The following is an 18,321-nucleotide window of genomic DNA, read 5'->3' as shown; positions in this document are numbered from 1 at the left end:
CACCGCGGGCGATCAGCCCCCGCGCGAGACCTCGACGGCCCGGCCGTCACCCCCGGCCCGGAAAACGGGCGCCCCCTTCTCCAGGGCACGCACAGCCGCCACCGACTCCTCGTCGAGCTCTTCCGCCCCGGTGACCACGGCGGCCGCCTCGAGCGACTCCGCCCCACTCGACACGGCAGCCGCCACGGCGGCCTGCAACGCGCTCAACCGCAAGGCGCTCAGCTCGACGGTGCACCCCGTGTAGGTCCTGCCGTCGGTGTCCCGCACTGCGGCCCCCTCCGCGGCACCGACACGCGCCCGCGCCGACCGGGCGAGTGTCACGATCTTGGCGTCCTCGGAATCCAGCTCCTCGGGCGCTGCCTCGGTGCGTTCACCCATGCTGCCTGTTCCTTTCCTCGTCGTCCTGCGCGCTCGGCTCCCCGGCCCTGCGGACCAACAGCGCGTTGATCCGGATCCGTCCCCGGTGGTCCTTGCCGCCCTCGGCTCGCAGCCGCAAACCGGACACCTCGGCCTCCGCTCCCGGCAGCGGCACCCGCCCGAGGTTGTGGGCCAGCAGGCCACCGACGGTCTCGACCTCCGAGTCGTCCAGCTCCACGCCGAACAACGCGGCCAGGTCGGCCACCGGAAGCCGCGAGCTGACCCGGACCCGCTCCTCGTCGAGCCACTCGACCGGCCGGTGCTCCTCCCGGTCCGACTCGTCGGTGATCTCCCCGACGATCTCCTCGATGATGTCCTCGATGGTCAGCAGCCCGGCCGTGCCGCCGTACTCGTCCACCGCTATGGCCATGTGGCTCCGCGAGAGCTGCATCTCCTTGAGCAGCTCGTCCAGCCGCTTGGAGTCGGGAACGAAGCTCGCCTCGCGCATCAGCTCGGAGACGCGCGGCTCCGGGCGCTGCTCCGCGCCGTCCCGCTCGGCCACGACGCTGGCCGATTCCTTGAGCGTGACCACGCCCACGATGTCGTCGACGCTCTCCCCGATCACGGGTATCCGGGAGAACCCCGAGCGGAGCCCGAGCGTGAGCGCCTGCCGGGCCGACTTGGACCGCTCTATCCAGATCATCTCGGTTCGCGGGACCATCACCTCGCGGGCGGTGGTGTCCCCGAGCTCGAAGACGGAGTGGATCATCTCGCGTTCGCCCGCGGCGACGACTCCGCGCTCACCGGCGAGGTCGACCAGCTCGCGGAGTTCCGCCTCCGAGGAGAACGGTCCCTCCCGGAATCCCCGCCCCGGGGTGATCACGTTACCGACGAAGATCAACAACCTCGTCAGCGGATTGAGCACCCGGGCCAACAACGCGACCGGACCCGCCACGGCGAGGCCGACCCCGTAGGGGTGCTGCCGCCCGATGGTGCGCGGCCCCACCCCCACCAGCACGTACGAGACCACCACCATGATCAGCACGGCCAGCGGCACCGACCAGCCGGACGGGAGGTCCGCGCCGAGCACCACCACGGTCACCAGCACCGTGGCCGTGAGTTCGCAGGTCAGCCGCAACAGCAGCAGCAGGTTGACGTGCCGGGGGCGATCGGCCAGCACCCGCCCGAGTTGGCGCGCTCCGCCACGTCCCTGGCGGAGCAGCTCGTCGACCCTGGCCCGGGAGACCGTGCCTATCGCCGCGTCAGCGGCCGCGAACAGTCCCGCGGCCAGCACCAGCGACACGGCCCACCCGACCAGCACCGCGCTTCCGGAGAACAACAGCGCTACACCCGTTACCTCTCGGCGTCCTCACCGGACTCGGCCGATTCGTCGAGCCCCACCACACCGAGCACCCTGGAATCGGCGTCACGCTGCTGCGCGGCGCGGTCGGCCTCGGTCTTGGCCTCGCGGAACTCCCCCAGCAACCGGTTCTGCAGCCCGAACATCTCGCGCTCCTCCTCCGGCTCGGCGTGGTCGTAGCCGAGCAGGTGAAGGACTCCGTGCACCGTCAGCAGGTAGAGCTCGTCCTCCATCCTGTGGCCCGCGTTGCGCGCCTGGTCCCTGGCGAACTCAGGGCAGAGCACGATGTCGCCCAGCACCCCCGGACCGGAGTCGGTGGACTCCGGAGAGCGCGGCGCCTCGTACTCCTCCATGGGGAACGCCATCACGTCGGTGGGGCCGGAAAGGTCCATCCAACGTTCGTGCAGATCGGCCATGACGTCGAGCTCGACCAGGACGATGGACAGCTCCGCCAGCCTGCTCACCCCCATCTGGTCCAGCGCGAAGCGCGCCACGGAAACGATGGTCGTCTCCGGAACGCCGACAGCGGACTCGTTAGCGATCTCGATGCTCATGCCTGTTTCCGTGCCCGCCCCTCGGGTCGTTCCGCCGACTGCGCGTTCCCACCGCTCTCCTGAAGTGCCTGCCAGCGGTCGTAGGCGTTGACGATCTCACCGACCAGGCGGTGCCGCACCACGTCCTGGCTGTCCAGCGTGCAGAAGTACACGTCGTCGATGCCCTCCAGGATCTCGCGCACCACTTTCAGGCCGCTGCGCTGACCGCCCGGGAGATCGATCTGGGTCACGTCGCCGGTGACCACGATCTGCGAGCCGAAACCCAGCCTGGTGAGGAACATCTTCATCTGTTCCGGCGTGGTGTTCTGCGCCTCGTCCAGGATGATGAAGGCGTCGTTGAGCGTACGGCCGCGCATGTAGGCCAGCGGAGCGATCTCGATGGTGCCCGCCTGGGTGAGCCGCGGGATCGACTCGGGATCGACCATGTCGTAGAGCGCGTCGTAGAGCGGGCGCAGATACGGGTCGATCTTCTCGTAGAGGCTCCCCGGCAGGTAACCGAGCCGTTCGCCCGCCTCGACGGCGGGGCGGATGAGAACGATCCGGCTGACCTCCTTGGCCTGCAGTGCCCGTACGGCCTTGGCCATGGCCAGGTAGGTCTTTCCCGTGCCCGCGGGTCCGATGCCGAACACCACGGTGTTGTCGTCGATGGCGTCGACGTAGCGCTTCTGATTGGCTGTCTTCGGACGGATGCTGCGTCCCCGGCGGGACAACACGTCCATGGCCAGCACGTCGGCGGGCGACTCGCCGTTCTCCCCCGTGAGCATGGCCACGCTGCGGCGCACGATGTCCGGAGTGAGCTGATTGCCCTTGGAGACCAGTTCGATCAACTCGTCGAACACACGCTCCGCGAAGGTGACCTCTGCGGAATCACCGGTGAGCGTCACCTCGTTGCCCCGCACGTGCACGTCCGCTTCGAGGACTTCCTCGACCGTCCGCAGATTCTCGTCCTTGGAACCGAGCAGGGCCAGGACCGCCGTATCCGGCACGGTACGAGTCGACTGGGTCTGCTGGGTCTGGGGCGGCTGCTGTCCGGATTGGGCCGCGGCCCCGTCCGCTGCGATTCCGGCCACGCTGTTACCGGCCTGCTTTCTGCGCTCTGGCGCGATTCGGTACTGGCTTCCTTCCACTACGATGGTAGAGCAACCGGCAACTTGAATGCTCCTCACCGGTGGCGCTCCCGGCACCGGGGTACTCCGTGAACGGACCGGCAGCGTACCGGCTCGACTTCGAGCCCGCTTCGAGCCCGAGGGTGCCTTCATGACCGTGTGGATCTGCGCGACCTGCGGAGTCGAACATCCCGACACCGAGAACCCCCCGAGCACCACGTGCGCGATCTGCGCCGACGAACGACAGTACGTGCCCGAAACCGGCCAGTCCTGGACGACGCCGAACGAGCTCGCCACCGACGGTCACGAGCTGCTGCACGAACAGCTCGAACCCTGTCTCCACCGCCTCGGCCGCGAACCGAGCTTCGGAATCCCGCACTGGACCCACCTGGTCCGGACCCCGGAGGGCAACCTGCTGTGGGATCCGCCGAACCACATCGATCAGCCCCTGGTGGACAGGGTCACCGAGCTGGGCGGGGTGTCTGTCGTCGTGGCCAGCCACCCGCACATGTACTGCTCGCAGGTCAGCTGGAGTCACCGCTTCGGGGACGTCCCCGTGCTGGTGCACTCCGCCGACCGGGAGTGGGTGCGCCGCGAGGACCCGGTCATCCGCGAGTGGGAGGCCACGGAGCGGATCCTGCCCGGGGTGACCCTCGTCGAGGTCGGCGGGCACTTCCCCGGTTCGGCCGTGGCGCACGTAGCGGACGGCGCGGAGGGCAGCGGACTGCTGCTCACCGGGGACACGATCGCTGGGGTGGCCGCCAGGGGGTGGGTGACGTTCATGCGCAGCTACCCGAACAGGATCCCGCTCTCGCCCGGGCTGGTGGAACGCGTCGTGCGGCGACTGGAGCCGTACGAGTTCGACCACCTCCGCGGGCTGGCCGGTGACGCGGTGCTCGGCGGCGCCAAGGAAGCCGTGCGGCGCTCCGCACGGCGTCACGTCGCCTGGACCGGCGGGGAGTACGACCACCTCGGCTGAGGTTCCCCTGCGGAACCACGCGCGAAAACCGAGCCGCCGGGGCTTTCAGACCTGCTGGGCCAGCGCTCCGAGTTGCCGCCCGCCCAGAAGGTGCAGGTGCACGTGGAAGACCGTCTGCCCCGCGTCCTCGTTGGTGTTGAACAGCAGCCGGTAGCCGGACTCCGCGACGCCTTCGCGTTCGGCGATGTCCGCGGCCACGCGGAACAGTTCGGCCAGCAGCTCCGGGTCGTCCCCGGCCAACTCGGCCGCGTTGCGGTACCGCTTCCGGGGGACCACCAGCACGTGGACGGGGGCCTGGGGATTGATGTCCCTGACAGCGATCGTGCGCTCGTCGTGGTGCACGAAGTCCGCGGGAATCTCGCCGGACATCATGCGTTCGAACAGTGAGGGCTCGCCTTCGCTCATACCGGACAGACTATCCGTGAACGGATCACCGGCGGAGGAGCGGCCCCGCACGGGACTCCGCACCGGAACGAGCGGGGACCCTCCGCCCGGGAGTCACCGCCAGCGCTCGGTCAGGGCCCCCAGAGCTCCCAGGGCCACGGTTCCCGCCGTCGAGGCCCGCAGCACCTCGGGGCCCAGCCGGACCGGCCTGGCCCCGGCGGCGACCAGGGCGTCCAACTCGCCGTCCGTGATCCCGCCCTCGGGACCGACGACCACGGTGAGCCGACCCTGTCGCGGCAGGGGGACTTCCGGCAACGTGAGCTCCCCCGACTCGTGCAGCACCACCGCGGCCGCGCAGTCGGACAGCGACTCCGCCACGGCGGAGGTGCCCGCGGGTTCCTCGACCACGGGGGTCCAGGCCCTGCGCGCCTGCTTCGCCGCCTGCCGCGCGGAACTGCGCCAGCGTTCGAGCGCCTTCGCCCCCCGGGGCCCGTCGTCCCACTTGGCCACGCAGCGCTCGGCCCGCCACGGCGTGATCGAGTCCACTCCGGCCTCGGTCGCCAGCTCCACGGCCAGCTCGCCGCGATCGCCCTTGACAAGTGCCTGCACCAGTCGCACCCGCAGCTCCGGCCCGGGAACCCGCTGCCGGTCCAGCACCTCCAGCTCGAGAGCGTCCCTGCTCGCCTCCACGACCCGGCACTCGGCGAGTCCGCCCCGTCCGTCCGACAGCATCAGCCGGGCCCCGGAGCGCATCCGGCGCACGGTGGCGGCGTGCTTGCCCTCCGGGCCGTCCAGCCGGGCGTGCGCGCCTTCGGGCAACTCGTCGACCGAGAACACCGGAAGAGTGGATGGCATCGGAACTCGCTTCGCTCGGAGGGTCGGCGGCTCGGTTTGCTCGGGTGGGTCCGCGGGGCCCCTGGCGGGGCTCGCCGCGGGATCCTCGACATTCGGGTATCCACTACGCCACGTCGAGGCCGTCCTCGCGGGACCCGCGACTGAGAACCCCGGCGGTGCCGGCTAACGGGGTGGTCGTTCGGCGCTGCCGCGCCGAAGGGTCCCGGGGAGCTTTGGAACGTTTCGCGCGAAGCGTTCTTTCCGGAGCGGTTCCAGAGTGACGGTTTCGCGCGAAACGTCCCCGCCGCGCGGCTCGGTCGGCGAGGTTCGCCGGAGCGGGCTATCCGCCCGAACGGCGGCCCGCCCGCGCGGGCCGCCCGCGCCTCGGCCGTCTCAGCGGTGACCGAACCCGCGGAACCGCGAGAAGATCCCGCTGCGGTGCCCGTTGCCGTTCGCGCTGACAGTGGGTTCGGGCTGTTCCTCGTCCCGTTCCGCCGCCAACTGCCGCAACAGGTCCGCCTGAGTGTCGTCCAGCTTGGTGGGAACGACCACGTCCAGGTGCACGTGCAGGTCACCGTGGCCGCTGATGCGTCCGTTCGAACGCAGCTTCGGCAAGCCCTGGCCGCTGAGCACGTACTCGGTACCGGGCTGGGTTCCCGGCTCGACGGTCAGTTCCTCCTGGTCGTCGAGCGTCTCGATGTTGACCACGGTGCCCAGCGCGGCTGCGGTCATCGGCACCTGGACGTTGCAGTGCAGGTCCGCACCGTCCCGCACGAAACGCTCGTGCGGCAGTTCCTCGACCTCGACGAAGAGATCACCCGCCGGGCCGCCGCCCGGACCGACCTCGCCCTCTCCGGCGAGTCGGACCCGCATGCCGTCACCGACACCGCCGGGGATCTTGACCGTGATCGTGCGCCTGGAGCGCACTCGCCCGTCCCCGCTGCACTGCTGGCACGGATCGGTGATGACCTCACCGAGCCCGCGACACACCGGGCAGGGACGCGAGGTCATGACCTGGCCCAGGAAGGAACGCTGCACGGACTGGATCTCGCCGCGTCCCTCGCAGGTGTCGCAGGTGGAGGGGGCGGTTCCCGCACTCGAACCACCACCCTGACAGGTGTCGCACACTACAGCGGTGTCGACCGTGACATCACGGTTCACACCCTGTGCGCAGTCCTCCAGCGTCAGCTCCAACCGCAACAGCGCGTCGGAACCCTGCTGGACACGGCTGCGCGGACCTCGGCCCGCGCCTCCTCCGGAGCCACCGCCGAAGAACGCGTCCATGATGTCGCCGAGGCCGCCGAAACCGGCGAACGGATCGCCACCGGCGCGTCCTCCCGCGCCACCGCCGCCGCTGTCCATCGGATCGCCGCCCAGATCGACCATCTGACGCTTCTGGGGATCCGAAAGGACCTCGTAGGCGGTGCTCACCTCCCGGAAGCGCTCCTGGGCACCGTCCTCCTTGTTGACATCAGGGTGCAGTTCCCGCGCAAGCTTGCGGTAAGCCCGCTTGATCTGATCCTGGGTCGCGTCCTTGGATACCCCGAGGATCCCGTAGTAGTCCTTGGCCACCTTGTGCGTTCTTCCTCTGCTCGTCTAGCGGGTACATGCCGAAGATTCCCGAGGGATGGGTGCCGCTCGACATGCCTGCCACGCGGACGTCACCGTCCCGCCAGGATCTCTCCCACGTAGGACGCAACGGCACGAACCGCTGCCATCGTTCCCGGATAGTCCATCCGGGTGGGGCCGACCACGCCCATGCCCCCCAGTACCGTCCCATGCAAACCGTAACCGGTGGAAACGACCGAGGTGGTCTGCATCTCCTCGGCCTCGTTCTCCATACCGATCCGGACCGTCACACCCTCCGAGTCGCGGGCCGCCGCCAACAGGCGCAGCACGACCACCTGTTCTTCGAGGGCTTCGAGCACCTGCCGCAACGAACCGGGGAAATCCGCGACGTTGCGGGTCAGGTTCGGGGTCCCTCCGAGAACCATCCGCTCATCGGGGTGCTCGACCAGGGTTTCGATGAGCACACCGCAAACCCTCGACATGGTCTCACGTAACTCGGGAGGCGCCTGTTCCGGAAGTTCGGCGACCGAAGCGGAGGCGTCGGCCAGCCGCTTGCCGGCCATCGCGGAATTGAGCACGGTACGCAGCCGGGTGACGTCCTCCTCACCGATGACGTCCCCGAGGTCGACCATACGCTGATCGACCCGCCCCGTGTCCGTGATCAGCACCAGCATCAGACGCGCCGAAGCGATGGTCACCACTTCCACGTGGCGCACCGTCGACTGGGTCAGCGTCGGGTACTGCACCACGGCGACCTGCTGGGTGAGCTGTGCCAGCAGACGTACGCTGCGCCTCATCACGTCGTCGAGATCCAGAGCTCCCCCGAGGAAGGCGTGGATGGCCCTGCGCTCCGGGGAGGTCAACGGCTTTATCTCGTGGATCCGGTCGACGAAGGTGCGGTACCCCTGATCGGTGGGGATCCGACCCGCGCTCGTGTGCGGCTGCGCGATCAGTCCCTCTTCCTCGAGAACGGCCATGTCGTTGCGCACAGTGGCACTGGACACACCGAGATCGTGCTGTTCGACGAGCGTCTTGGAACCGACCGGCTCGTTGGTGGACACGTAATCGGCAACGATCGCGCGCAGCACCTCGAAACGGCGCTCGTCGGCGTTCACCAGCGTCACCTCCTCGTCCGGCGCGTCCCGCTCCGGCGGACACGTCCGACTCGGCACACACGGGTCGTGCCTGCCGTCCGCTACTCGAGTTTACGGTGTTTCGCCCTCCCAGCCGAGAGGCGAGGGGCGCCGTTTCCCCACTCCGACCGTTTCGGCCCTTCCCACCGGAACGTCCCACGGGCCGCTTCCACCGGGCGGCCGGCTGATCAACCGATCAAACGACGCACGACCCCGTCCGCGAGCAACCTCCCCCGGTCGGTGAGCACACAGCGACCCGCCCGCAGTCGCTCGCCCCGGAGCAATCCGTCCTCCACGGCCTGCCACGCCTCGTCGAGCCCTCCCCGGTCGAGCACCTCCGCGGGAAGCCCGCTGTCCAGGCGCAGCTCCAGCATCACGCGCTCGATGCGGCGGTCCTCCTCGGTCAGCACCTCCCTGCCCGCGGCGGGGGAGCTTCCGGAGCCCAGGGTCGCGGCGTAACGCGCGGGGAACTTGAGGTTCCACCAACGGACCCCGCCGACGTGGCTGTGCGCGCCCGGCCCCGCACCCCACCAGTCACCGCCGCTCCAGTAGCCGATGTTGTGCCTGCAACGCGCCCTCTCGTCGGACGCCCAGTTCGAGACCTCGTACCACCGCAGCCCCGAGCCGCTCAGCACGTTGTCGATCAGCTCGTAGTTCGCCGCGAGGACGTCCTCGTCCGGCATGGGTAGCTCGCCGCGTCGGACCCGCCGGGCCAGCGCCGTGCCCTCCTCGACGATCAGCGAGTAGGCCGACACGTGATCGACGCCCGCGCTCAGCACGGCATCGAGCGTCGTACGCAGGTCCTGCGTCCTCTCGCCCGGAGTTCCGTAGATCAGGTCCAGGCTGACGTGCTCGAACCCGGCGGCGCGCGCTTCGCCCGCCGCGGCCACGGCCCGCCCCGGGGTGTGCCTGCGGTCCAGCACGCGCAGCACGTGCTCGGCCGCCGACTGCATGCCCAGCGAAACCCTGGTGTAGCCCGCCCTCCTGATCGTGTCGAACAGCTCGGGCGAGGTGGACTCCGGATTGGCCTCCGTGGTCACCTCGGCGTCCGCGGACAGGCCGAACGAGTCACGCACCGCGTCCAGCACCTCGGCCAAGCCGGTTCCCCCGAGCAGTGAGGGAGTCCCCCCTCCGACGAACACCGTCTCCGCCCTGGGGGCGTGTTCCGGGCCACCGAGCACGCGGGCGCCGAGCCGGAGTTCCCGTCCGAGCGCTTCCAGCCACCCTCCGAGGCTGCCGCCCCCGTCCAGCTCGTCGGCGGTGTAGGTGTTGAAGTCGCAGTAGCCGCACCGGGTGGCGCAGAACGGCACGTGCACGTAAACCCCGAACGGACGCTTTCCCACGCCTTCCAACGCCCCTTCGGGCAAACTCCCGTCCGCGGGAGGGGTCTCACCGGTCAGTGGTTGTGCGGTCACGTCCCCCAGTGTCCCAGTGACCGACGTGCGGACCGGATCCCGAACCCTGGAACCGCCGGGTAACGCCGGTCACAGCGTCCCAACATGCGGATGACGCTGGACCACCCGGTGAGCTCCTGGCAGGCTGACGACTATGGACGCGACCCCCACCGAGCTGCTGCTGGTCGCCCGGCGCTACTTGGATCTGCGGCGGGTGTCGAGCGCGCTGTGCCGTAGCGCGGGTTAGTCCGTCGCCGCGTTCTCCACGACGCCCGGTTCGGAAATCGCCCTTTTCCGAACCGTGAGCAAACTTTCCCGAGACAGTCTCCTCGCGGCGTAGTAACGCCACGTCATCCCGGAGGTCGGCCGAATGGTCCCCCCGACGGAAGCACCGAGCCAGCCGAAGCGCCGTTCTCCCGCCCGCAAGGGCAAGGGCGGCGCCGAAGGACAGTGGGCGCTCGGGTACCGCGAACCGCTCAACGGCAACGAACAGTCCAAGAAGGACGACAATCCGCTCAACGTGCGCAGCCGCATCGAGAACATCTACGCGCTGCGTGGTTTCGACTCCATCGACCCGTCCGATCTGCGCGGCCGTTTTCGCTGGTGGGGGCTCTACACTCAGCGGGCCCCCGGCATCCCGGGCGCCCGAACCGGAACCATAGAGCCGGAGCAGCTGGACGACTCCTACTTCATGCTGCGGATCCGCGTGGACGGTGGGGCGCTCACCACCGAGCAGCTGCGGGTCATCGGAGAGATCTCGCGGACCTACGCGCGCGACACCGCCGACATCACCGACCGGCAGAACGTCCAGCTGCACTGGATCCGCGTGGAGGACATGCCCGACATCTGGCGGGAGCTGGAGTCCGTCGGGCTCTACACCACCGAGGCGTGCGGCGACTGCCCGCGCGTGATCCTCGGCTCCCCCGTGGCCGGGATCGCGGCCGACGAGGTCGTCGACGGCACACCCGCCGTCCGTGAGATAACCCACCGCTACATCGGCGACGAGTCGCTGTCCAACCTCCCCAGGAAGTTCAAGACGGCCATCTCCGGCTCCCCGCGCCAGGACGTGGTGCACGAGACGAACGACGTCTCGTTCATCGGGGCGCACCACCCGGAGCACGGCCCCGGCTTCGACCTCTGGGTCGGCGGGGGGCTGTCCACCAACCCCAAGCTCGCCGTGCGCCTGGGCACCTGGATTCCGCTCGAGGACGTCCCCGAGGTCTGGAACGCCGTGGTGCAGATATTCCGGGACTACGGTTATCGGCGGCTGCGCAACAGGGCCAGGATGAAGTTCCTGGTTGCCGACTGGGGCGCGGAGAAGTTCCGGGAGGTGCTGGAGAACGAGTACCTCGGCCGTGAGCTCCTCGACGGGCCCGCTCCTCCGCTCCCGGAGGGTCCGCGCGACCACGTGGGGGTTCACGAGCAGGTCGACGGCAACTACTACGTGGGCGTGACCTCGGTGGCCGGACGTGTGAGCGGCTCCAAGCTCATCGAGGTGGCCGAGGCCGCCGAACGGGTGGGGTCGCGTCGGATACGCACCACCGTGGAGCAGAACCTGCTCGTGCTCGACGTCCCCGGCCCCGAGGTCGAGGGCCTCGTCTCCGGGCTGGACCAGCTCGGCCTGCACGCGCGTCCCTCCTCCTGGCGCCGCAGCGTCATGGCCTGCACCGGGATCGAGTTCTGCAAGCTGGCCATCGTCGAGACGAAGAACCGCGCCACGGATCTGGTCGAGGACCTGGAACGCAGGTTGAAGGACGTGCAGGGCGACATCGAAAAGCCCGTCACGGTCAACCTGAACGGTTGCCCGAACGCCTGCGCGCGCACTCAGGTGGCCGACATCGGCCTCAAGGGGCAGCTCGTCCGGGACGACGAGGGCAACCAGGTCGAGGGTTTCCAGGTGCACCTGGGCGGAGGACTCGGCCGGGACGCGGGTTTCGGACGCAAGATCCGGGGGCACAAGGTGACCTCCGCCGAGGTGGGCGATTATGTGGAGCGTTTGGTGCGTCGCTACCTCGAACAACGCTCCTCCGACGAGACTTTTGCCGAGTGGGCCAACCGCGTGAGTGATGAGGCGCTAACGTGAACGGGGGACATTCGACGGACGCGGGCCCCGAAGGCAGGGCCGTTCCGTTCTACTGCCCGTACTGCGGTGATGAGGAACTCATGCCGCAGGCTGAACCTGCCGGCGCGTGGAAATGCCAGGCGTGCCGCCGTGTGTTCACGGTACGACTCGCAGGATTGGCGCTGACCGAGGAGGACGAGCAACCATGACCGCGGAGAGCACCCCCGATATCGGCGTTCGGCGTGGCGACGAAGAGCTTGGAGCTCTCGTGGAGCAGGGCCGTGAGCAGCTGTCCGAAGCGAGCGCCGAGGAGGTGCTCTCCTGGGCCTCACGGACCTTCGGCGACAACCTGATCGTCGCTTCCAACATGCAGGACGCCTCGCTCGTGGACATGGTCTCGAAGGTCCACCCCGGTGTGGACGTCCTCTTCCTGGAGACCGGATACCACTTCGCCGAGACGCTCGGCACCAGGGATGCGGTCGCGCAGATGTACGACGTCAACATCATCGACGCGATGCCCGAGCAAACCGTGGAGCAGCAGGACGCCTCCGAGGGGGCTCGGCTGTACGAGCGGGACCCCGGAAGGTGCTGCCACCTGCGCAAGGTTCTTCCGCTGCGGAACACCCTCGCCCGCTACGAGGCGTGGATCACGGGGCTCCGGCGGGTCGATTCGCCCACCCGAGCGGACACTCCGCTGATCACCTGGGACGACCGGAACAACCTGGTGAAGGTGAATCCGCTCGCGGCTTGGACGGACGAGGACATGGACAATTACATAGCCGAGCACAACGTGCTGGTGAACCCGTTGGTGCCCGCCGGTTACCCCTCGATCGGGTGCCAGCCGTGCACTGCCAAGCCCGGGGCCGGTGAGCACCCGCGCAGTGGCCGCTGGGCCGGGTCCTCGAAGACGGAGTGCGGGCTGCACGCCTGAACCCACGCGCGTGGAATGGCACGGTGCGGTGCTGCCGTGACCGGGCCGGCGGTGCCACCGGCACCGTGACATCCCTCGACGGGGTGAACTGATAACTGTGTAAGGGCACGCTGATGACGACGGAAGCGATCATGGATCAGAATCTCGACCTGCCGGAAGATCCGGCGATAGCCGAGGCTCCGCCACAAGTGGACAACCTCGATGCGCTGGAGTCCGAGGCGATCCACATCTTCCGGGAGGTTGCCGGGGAGTTCGACCGCCCGGTGATCCTGTTCTCCGGAGGCAAGGACTCCACGGTGCTGCTGCACCTGGCGCTGAAGGCCTTCCGGCCCGCACCCGTGCCGTTCCCGTTGCTGCACGTGGACACCGGCCACAACTTCGAGGAGGTCCTGCAGTTCCGCGACGAGCTCGTCAGCAGGCACGACCTGCGACTGGTCGTGGAAAGGGTGCAGGACTGGATCGACGGCGGCAGGCTCAGCGAACGTCCGGACGGCACCCGCAACCCGCTGCAGACCCAGCCCCTGCTCGAGGCCATCGAGCAGAACCGGTTCGACGCCGTGTTCGGCGGCGGACGCCGGGACGAGGAGCGGGCCCGCGCCAAGGAGCGCGTGTTCAGCCTGCGCGACTCCTTCGGCCAGTGGGACCCGCGCAGGCAGCGCCCCGAGTTGTGGAACCTCTACAACGGCAAGCACCGCGCCGGGGAGCACATGCGCGTGTTCCCGCTGTCCAACTGGACCGAGCTGGACGTGTGGCGCTACATCCAGCGCGAGAAGATCGAACTCGCCGAGCTCTACTACGCCCACCGCAGGGAGGTCTTCGACCGGGACGGCATGTGGTTGACCTCGGGCCCCTGGGGCGGACCGCGCGAGGACGAGCAGGTCGTCGAGAAGACGGTGCGCTACCGCACCGTCGGCGACGGCTCGTGCACCGGAGCGGTGGAGTCCGAGGCCTACACGGTGGACGACGTGATCGCCGAGGTCGCCGCGAGCCACCTGACCGAGCGCGGAGCGACGAGGGCCGACGACAGGATGTCCGAGGCCGCCATGGAGGACCGTAAGCGGGAGGGCTACTTCTGATGACCGACGAGACCGAGACCCTCACGCGATTCGCACCGGACAGCGGCACCGAGGTCGCTCTCCCGGTGCACACCGATCTGCTTCGGCTCGCCACCGCGGGTTCCGTGGACGACGGCAAGAGCACCCTGGTGGGACGCCTGCTGCACGACACGAAGTCGGTGCTGGCCGACCAGCTCGAGGCCGTGCACCGGGCCAGCGCCGACCGCGGGCTGAGCCAGCCGGACCTGTCGCTGCTCGTGGACGGATTGCGCGCGGAGCGGGAGCAGGGCATCACCATCGATGTCGCCTACCGCTACTTCGCCACGCCCAAGCGCACCTTCGTGCTCGCCGACACCCCGGGGCACGTGCAGTACACGAGGAACACCGTCACCGGGGCCTCCACCGCTCAGCTGGCGGTGCTGCTCGTCGACGCCCGCAAGGGGGTGCTGGAGCAGACCCGCAGGCACGCGGCCGTCCTCGCCCTGCTGGGGGTTCCCAGGCTGGTGCTCGCGGTCAACAAGATCGACATGGTCGATTTCGACGAGTCGGTGCACGCTTCGATCGCGGCCGAGTTCGCCGAGCACGCCAGGGCACTCGGCTACTCCGACGACCACGTGGTCACCGTTCCGGTCTCGGCGCTGCACGGCGACAACGTGGTGGAGCGCTCCGAGCGCACTCCCTGGTACACGGGCCCGTCACTGCTGGAGCACCTGGAGACCGTTCCCGTCGCGCCCGACCCGCACGACGCCCCGTTCCGGCTTCCGGTGCAGTACGTCATCCGTCCGCGCACCGCCGAGCACCCGGACTACCGCGGTTACGCGGGCCAGGTGGCGGCAGGGGTCGTCTCGGAGGGGGACGAGGTCGCCGTACTTCCCGGCGGAGCACGCAGCAGGGTTGCCAAGGTGGACACACCTGACGGCTCGGCTCCCAGTGCCGCCGCGGGCCGTTCGGTGACGGTCCTGCTCGAGGACGATGTGGACATCGCGCGCGGTGACGTCATCGTCTCAGCCGCGAGCCAGCCCCGAGTCACCGACGAGATCGAAGCCACGGTCTGCTGGCTGGCCGAGAAGCCGCTCGCGCCGCGTGCCCGGGTGCTGATCAAGCACGGAGCACGGACCGTCCAGGCCAAGGTCACGGAGCTGTCCACCCGGTTCGACGAGCAGGAGCTGTCCGGGGTGGGGTCCCCGGAGCGGTTGGAGCTCAACGAGATCGGCAAGGTCCGGTTCCAGACCTCGGAGTCGCTGCCGGTGGACGAGTACGCGAACAGCAAGCGCACGGGATCGTTCATCGTGCTCGATCCCTCCGACGGTTCGACGCTCGCCGCGGGCCTCGTCGGTGTCCCCCTGGCTCCGTTGGCCGCGGCCGCAGCCGACTGATTCCTGGAGACCGGGATGAACGCCCCGCTGGTCGCGGTGGCGCACGGCAGTCGTGACCCGCGTTCGGCAGCCACCATTCGGGGGTTGCTGGACGTGGTCCGCTCAGTGCGCCCCGAGCTGGACGTGCGCACGGCTTTTCTCGACCTGTCCGCCCCCGCTCTCGGCGACGTGCTCGATTCCGTGCACTCCGACGGCCACAGCAGTGCGGTGGTGGTTCCGCTGCTGCTCGGCCACGCCTACCACGCGAGCGTGGACATCCCCACCGCCGTGGCCGAGGCGCAGGAGCGGAACCCGCTGCTGCGGGTCCGAACGGCCGACGTGCTCGGACCCGATCCGCGGCTGCGCGGAGCGGCTTGGCGCAGGCTGTTGCACGCCGGTGCCGACCCGGACGACGAGGAGCTCGGTGTCGTACTCGCCGGCGCCGGTTCCGCCCATCCTCCGGCGAACGAACTCGTCGCCGACGTGGCCGAAACGTGGCGGCGCGGCACTTCGTGGGCCGGGGTGGTCGCGGCCTTCGCCGCGGCCGCCGAGCCCGACGTCCCCACCGCCGTGGAGCGACTGCGCGCCGCCGGCGCACGGCGTTTCGCCGTCGGCTCGTGGTTCCTCGCCCCGGGGCGGCTTCCCGACCGCGTGCTCGAACGCGCACGGGAGTGCACCTCCGCTCCGCTGCTGGCCGAGACCATGGGCGCCGACCACGGGATCGCCGAGCTCGTGCTGCGCAGGTACGAGTCCGCGCTGGGGGCGGGCAGGGAACGGCCGCGGCTGTCCCGCGCAGGCTGATCGGAGTCCTCGGTCCGCCCTTGTCGCAGGTGGTTGCTCGGCGGACCCTCTCGCGATCTCGCGAGCGTGCTCCCGACATCGGGGAGCGGCCTCGCGGCGTTGCGGGGTGCGTCGACCAGGAACGCACGGGCTCGCCGTCCCGGTGCGCCACACGGCGGAACTCACGTCGTCCGCGCCGTGAAGAGGTAGTTCCTTTTCCACCCGGTAACCCGTTCCACGGGTTCCCATTCTCCTCCGTGCCGCACGTGGGCGCCGTATCCCAGATCGCTCAGCCACCCCGTGATTTTTTCCGGATCGGTTCCGTACCGCGCGAGATGACGTTCCTCGATCTCCAGGAGTATTTTCGGGCGACAATTCTCCAGGGTTTCCTCCGCTCCCTCCAGAACCGAGGGCTCGTATCCCTCGACATCGATTTTCATGAAATCGATCCGGCTCAGACCGCGAGCGTGCCGTATCCGGTCCACCGAGAAGGTCTCGCTCGGCACGGAACGCTTTCCCCGGAAAAGACCGCCTTCTCCCGGAACGAGCACATCGTCACTCACATGGGCGTGCCCGTGAATCGGGAAACCGAACCGGGTGGGAACGGTGAGAACACGCGTTCCGGGGCGGTTTCCCAACGCGGCGTGGTCGACGCGCATGTTGCGCACCCCGGCCAGCCTCGCTCCTGCCGCGAGAATCCGGTACGGCTTGCGCTGGGGCTCGAAGGAGTGAACCTCACCCGCGGTTCCGACGAGACGAGCCAGCGAAAAGCTGTACATCCCGTACGCCGCGCCGATGTCGAAGCACACCGCACCGGTTCCCACCAGCTCTCCCAGGCCGTCCACCTCCGGTTCGATCACCGACAGCCGCGCAGCCCCCCGCAGCACCGAATCCAGCGCGCGGAGGCGGCGGCAGCGGGAGTCCGCTCCCGCGCCCCGTGGATGACGCCCTCCGCAACCGGCCCGTTCGTCCGACATGTGGGGTTCCCCTTCGAAATCCGGCCCCGAGTTCCCTCCCCACTCTATTTTTTGTCCACATAGGTCGAATACGGCACGTGCCCGAACAGCCACCCGACGTGTTCCCCTAGGGGCGCGGACCGAGCCCGGCCGCGCCGGAGACCCCTCCGGGAGGGAGCGACCTCCCGGAGGGACGGGCACGGCTCAGGAAGCCGCGAAAGTCACCTTCCGCACTCCGTGCCTGCAGGTGTAGTCGTAGCCTCCGAGCTCACTGTCGGACTCGTCGGCCAGGCAGGTGAACTCGTGACTGCGGTAGCTGTCCCCGAGGTTGTCCTCCGCGTCGGCCGCGACCTGACGGGCGAGCCCGCAGTCGACCCCGGTCGCCCGTATCCCGAAGGCCCCGTGGTCCGAATCAGGAGTGAACGGGACATCGCCGCAGGAACGAACGGCCCGGTAGTCCGTCGACACCGTGGTGTCCCCGTCCAGCACGACCGTGTTGTCCCGCTGCACGATGCTCTGCGGGTGGATCACCTCGCGCGGCCCCGTGGCGGTGCTGCCCGCGGCGATGCGGGCCACGACCCGACTGTCCCGCTTCATCCCGAGCGGGGCGGTGTACACCCCGTCACCGTCGAAATCGTTCAGCGCGATCGCGCCGAGTTCCTCGATGCCCGCCACCTTGCCGTTGGGGTCGGGCCCGGGCTTGCCGAACAGACCGTAGAACGTCATCCCGTCGGGAACGTTCCCGTCCGTGCTCACCTCGAACCGCAGTTCCGTGGTCCCGCGCCCGGGGAGCTGCTCGCCACGGGCGACCGGTTCCACCGTGCGCACGGTCAACCGGTCGGCGCCGCCGCTCGGGCCGCCAGGGGTACTGCCCGTGACCTTGACCCGCTCGCCGACGTAGGGACGCAGAATTCCGGAATCCGAGGACAGCTGATACCGATCACCGCTGTTCTCCCCCGTTATGGAATATCCCGATTCGCCCCGGACCAGCTTTCCCGTGACGCTGGTGAACAGGCCGTTCCGCTCCGAAGCGCCCCGGGACGAATTCGCCTCGGAATCCTCGGGCGCGTTCACGGCGGCAGCCGTTCCCACACCACCGAAAAAGGTCAAGGCCGCGGCCGCCACAGCGAAAGTCCTACGCATACGGACAACGTCCACCTTCCTGCATCGCAGTGTTTCCTTCCCGCTACCCCGGGGGACGCGTACAGAACGCAAAAGTTGCCTCGCCGCACGCATCGATTTGCGAGTGAATGGCCCCCGCGCCTCAAAGTAGTAGCGTGGACCGCTCCACGCGCGCGGAGACGACAAGAGCCTCCGGGAAGCTTCTTCCGAGCACAACGCGAGCACACGACCCGTGCCGGATCACGCGCACCTACCCGACCGCCCCGGATCCCGGCTCGGCACCGGAAGAACTCCGCGACTCCCGAAGCAGCAGAACCCCGTGAGCCTTTCGGCGTAATTCGGAGCGACTCGCCCCACCGGGACCGGATTCACCGCCATGCTCGTGGGGCG

The 18,321-nt window shown here is 69.1% G+C and carries 19 protein-coding genes; 8 read left to right on the top strand and 11 right to left on the bottom strand.

Translation table 11 applies throughout. From position 1 onward, the window contains the following. Positions 1-12 precede the first annotated feature (12 nt). Genes FHR84_RS15150 through FHR84_RS22495 form a run of 4 tightly spaced genes read right to left on the bottom strand, consistent with a single transcriptional unit; the run spans position 13 to position 3,341 of the window. Positions 13-378: a cytidine deaminase gene (locus FHR84_RS15150; RefSeq protein ID WP_179536154.1), complete on the bottom strand. Its 366-nt coding sequence runs from the start codon at positions 376-378 to the stop codon at positions 13-15. Beyond that, entirely contained in the window at positions 371-1,696 is a 1,326-nt protein-coding gene (locus tag FHR84_RS15145) for a hemolysin family protein (RefSeq protein ID WP_179536153.1), read from the bottom strand. The genes FHR84_RS15150 and FHR84_RS15145 overlap by 8 nt, the downstream gene beginning before the upstream one ends. A gap of 14 nt (positions 1,697-1,710) precedes the next feature. Beyond that, the gene (gene ybeY / locus FHR84_RS15140; protein WP_179536152.1) at positions 1,711-2,271 is read right to left on the bottom strand and encodes an rRNA maturation RNase YbeY; all 561 of its coding nucleotides are present in this window, start codon (positions 2,269-2,271) and stop codon (positions 1,711-1,713) included. Continuing rightward, entirely contained in the window at positions 2,268-3,341 is a 1,074-nt protein-coding gene (locus FHR84_RS22495; RefSeq protein ID WP_179536270.1) for a PhoH family protein, read from the bottom strand. Before FHR84_RS22495 ends, ybeY begins: the two co-directional genes overlap by 4 nt. A gap of 187 nt (positions 3,342-3,528) precedes the next feature. Between FHR84_RS22495 and FHR84_RS15130 the strand changes: the two genes are divergently transcribed. After that, positions 3,529-4,356 carry an MBL fold metallo-hydrolase gene (locus tag FHR84_RS15130; RefSeq protein WP_179536151.1) on the top strand — a complete coding sequence of 276 codons (828 nt, stop codon included), beginning with the start codon at positions 3,529-3,531 and terminating at the stop codon, positions 4,354-4,356. A gap of 45 nt (positions 4,357-4,401) precedes the next feature. Here the strand turns inward: FHR84_RS15130 and FHR84_RS15125 are convergent, their stop codons facing one another. The 5 genes from FHR84_RS15125 to hemW form a co-directional block, all read right to left on the bottom strand. Then, positions 4,402-4,761 (bottom strand): histidine triad nucleotide-binding protein, encoded by a 360-nt coding sequence (locus FHR84_RS15125; RefSeq protein WP_179536150.1) that lies wholly within the window; start codon positions 4,759-4,761, stop codon positions 4,402-4,404. Between the two features lie 93 nt (positions 4,762-4,854). Beyond that, positions 4,855-5,595 (bottom strand): 16S rRNA (uracil(1498)-N(3))-methyltransferase, encoded by a 741-nt coding sequence (locus FHR84_RS15120; protein ID WP_179536149.1) that lies wholly within the window; start codon positions 5,593-5,595, stop codon positions 4,855-4,857. 372 nt (positions 5,596-5,967) lie between these two features. Further along, on the bottom strand, positions 5,968-7,146 hold the full coding sequence (dnaJ, locus tag FHR84_RS15115; RefSeq protein WP_179536148.1) for a molecular chaperone DnaJ: 1,179 nt from the start codon (positions 7,144-7,146) through the stop codon (positions 5,968-5,970). Positions 7,147-7,235: 89 nt separating this feature from the next. Continuing rightward, positions 7,236-8,261, bottom strand: a complete 1,026-nt coding sequence (gene hrcA, locus FHR84_RS15110) for a heat-inducible transcriptional repressor HrcA (RefSeq protein ID WP_179536269.1) — start codon at positions 8,259-8,261, stop codon at positions 7,236-7,238. A gap of 203 nt (positions 8,262-8,464) precedes the next feature. Beyond that, entirely contained in the window at positions 8,465-9,691 is a 1,227-nt protein-coding gene (gene hemW / locus FHR84_RS15105; protein WP_179536147.1) for a radical SAM family heme chaperone HemW, read from the bottom strand. Between the two features lie 133 nt (positions 9,692-9,824). Between hemW and FHR84_RS23320 the strand changes: the two genes are divergently transcribed. The 7 genes from FHR84_RS23320 (at position 9,825) to FHR84_RS15080 (ending at position 15,874) form a co-directional block, all read left to right on the top strand. Continuing rightward, the gene (locus FHR84_RS23320) at positions 9,825-9,917 is read left to right on the top strand and encodes a putative leader peptide (protein ID WP_342751275.1); all 93 of its coding nucleotides are present in this window, start codon (positions 9,825-9,827) and stop codon (positions 9,915-9,917) included. Between the two features lie 123 nt (positions 9,918-10,040). Beyond that, positions 10,041-11,753 carry a nitrite/sulfite reductase gene (locus tag FHR84_RS15100; RefSeq protein WP_179536146.1) on the top strand — a complete coding sequence of 571 codons (1,713 nt, stop codon included), beginning with the start codon at positions 10,041-10,043 and terminating at the stop codon, positions 11,751-11,753. Further along, positions 11,750-11,941 (top strand): hypothetical protein, encoded by a 192-nt coding sequence (locus tag FHR84_RS23315; RefSeq protein ID WP_343075293.1) that lies wholly within the window; start codon positions 11,750-11,752, stop codon positions 11,939-11,941. Before FHR84_RS15100 ends, FHR84_RS23315 begins: the two co-directional genes overlap by 4 nt. Further along, complete coding sequence (locus tag FHR84_RS15095) at positions 11,938-12,663, top strand: phosphoadenylyl-sulfate reductase (protein ID WP_179536145.1); 726 nt, start codon at positions 11,938-11,940, stop codon at positions 12,661-12,663. Before FHR84_RS23315 ends, FHR84_RS15095 begins: the two co-directional genes overlap by 4 nt. Before the next feature lie 113 nt (positions 12,664-12,776). Beyond that, on the top strand, positions 12,777-13,739 hold the full coding sequence (gene cysD / locus FHR84_RS15090; RefSeq protein WP_218862913.1) for a sulfate adenylyltransferase subunit CysD: 963 nt from the start codon (positions 12,777-12,779) through the stop codon (positions 13,737-13,739). After that, positions 13,739-15,094 carry a sulfate adenylyltransferase subunit 1 gene (locus tag FHR84_RS15085; RefSeq protein WP_179536144.1) on the top strand — a complete coding sequence of 452 codons (1,356 nt, stop codon included), beginning with the start codon at positions 13,739-13,741 and terminating at the stop codon, positions 15,092-15,094. The genes cysD and FHR84_RS15085 overlap by 1 nt, the downstream gene beginning before the upstream one ends. Before the next feature lie 15 nt (positions 15,095-15,109). Next, positions 15,110-15,874, top strand: a complete 765-nt coding sequence (locus tag FHR84_RS15080) for a sirohydrochlorin chelatase (protein ID WP_179536143.1) — start codon at positions 15,110-15,112, stop codon at positions 15,872-15,874. A 161-nt stretch (positions 15,875-16,035) separates the two neighbouring features. Here the strand turns inward: FHR84_RS15080 and FHR84_RS15075 are convergent, their stop codons facing one another. Beyond that, complete coding sequence (locus tag FHR84_RS15075) at positions 16,036-16,830, bottom strand: FkbM family methyltransferase (RefSeq protein ID WP_179536142.1); 795 nt, start codon at positions 16,828-16,830, stop codon at positions 16,036-16,038. Positions 16,831-17,013: 183 nt separating this feature from the next. After that, positions 17,014-17,952 (bottom strand): DUF5818 domain-containing protein, encoded by a 939-nt coding sequence (locus FHR84_RS15070; protein WP_179536141.1) that lies wholly within the window; start codon positions 17,950-17,952, stop codon positions 17,014-17,016. Between the last annotated feature and the right edge of the window lie 369 nt (positions 17,953-18,321).

The sequence above is a fragment of the Actinopolyspora biskrensis genome (genome assembly GCF_013408175.1).
GTDB lineage: Bacteria > Actinomycetota > Actinomycetes > Mycobacteriales > Pseudonocardiaceae > Actinopolyspora > Actinopolyspora biskrensis.
The sequence above is the reverse complement of the archived record's forward strand: the minus strand, read 5'-3'. Positions and strand labels throughout refer to the sequence as shown.

Coding starts and splice junctions, on each gene's coding strand:
- FHR84_RS15070 (WP_179536141.1), bottom strand. CDS start 17,952: ATGCGTAGGACTTTCGCTGTGGCGGCCGCGGCCTTGACCTTTTTCGGT.
- FHR84_RS15075 (WP_179536142.1), bottom strand. CDS start 16,830: ATGTCGGACGAACGGGCCGGTTGCGGAGGGCGTCATCCACGGGGCGCG.
- ybeY (WP_179536152.1), bottom strand. CDS start 2,271: ATGAGCATCGAGATCGCTAACGAGTCCGCTGTCGGCGTTCCGGAGACG.
- FHR84_RS15100 (WP_179536146.1), top strand. CDS start 10,041: ATGGTCCCCCCGACGGAAGCACCGAGCCAGCCGAAGCGCCGTTCTCCC.
- FHR84_RS15120 (WP_179536149.1), bottom strand. CDS start 5,595: ATGCCATCCACTCTTCCGGTGTTCTCGGTCGACGAGTTGCCCGAAGGC.
- FHR84_RS15125 (WP_179536150.1), bottom strand. CDS start 4,761: ATGAGCGAAGGCGAGCCCTCACTGTTCGAACGCATGATGTCCGGCGAG.
- cysD (WP_218862913.1), top strand. CDS start 12,777: ATGACGACGGAAGCGATCATGGATCAGAATCTCGACCTGCCGGAAGAT.
- FHR84_RS15080 (WP_179536143.1), top strand. CDS start 15,110: ATGAACGCCCCGCTGGTCGCGGTGGCGCACGGCAGTCGTGACCCGCGT.
- FHR84_RS15150 (WP_179536154.1), bottom strand. CDS start 378: ATGGGTGAACGCACCGAGGCAGCGCCCGAGGAGCTGGATTCCGAGGAC.
- FHR84_RS15095 (WP_179536145.1), top strand. CDS start 11,938: ATGACCGCGGAGAGCACCCCCGATATCGGCGTTCGGCGTGGCGACGAA.
- FHR84_RS15085 (WP_179536144.1), top strand. CDS start 13,739: ATGACCGACGAGACCGAGACCCTCACGCGATTCGCACCGGACAGCGGC.
- FHR84_RS23320 (WP_342751275.1), top strand. CDS start 9,825: ATGGACGCGACCCCCACCGAGCTGCTGCTGGTCGCCCGGCGCTACTTG.
- FHR84_RS15130 (WP_179536151.1), top strand. CDS start 3,529: ATGACCGTGTGGATCTGCGCGACCTGCGGAGTCGAACATCCCGACACC.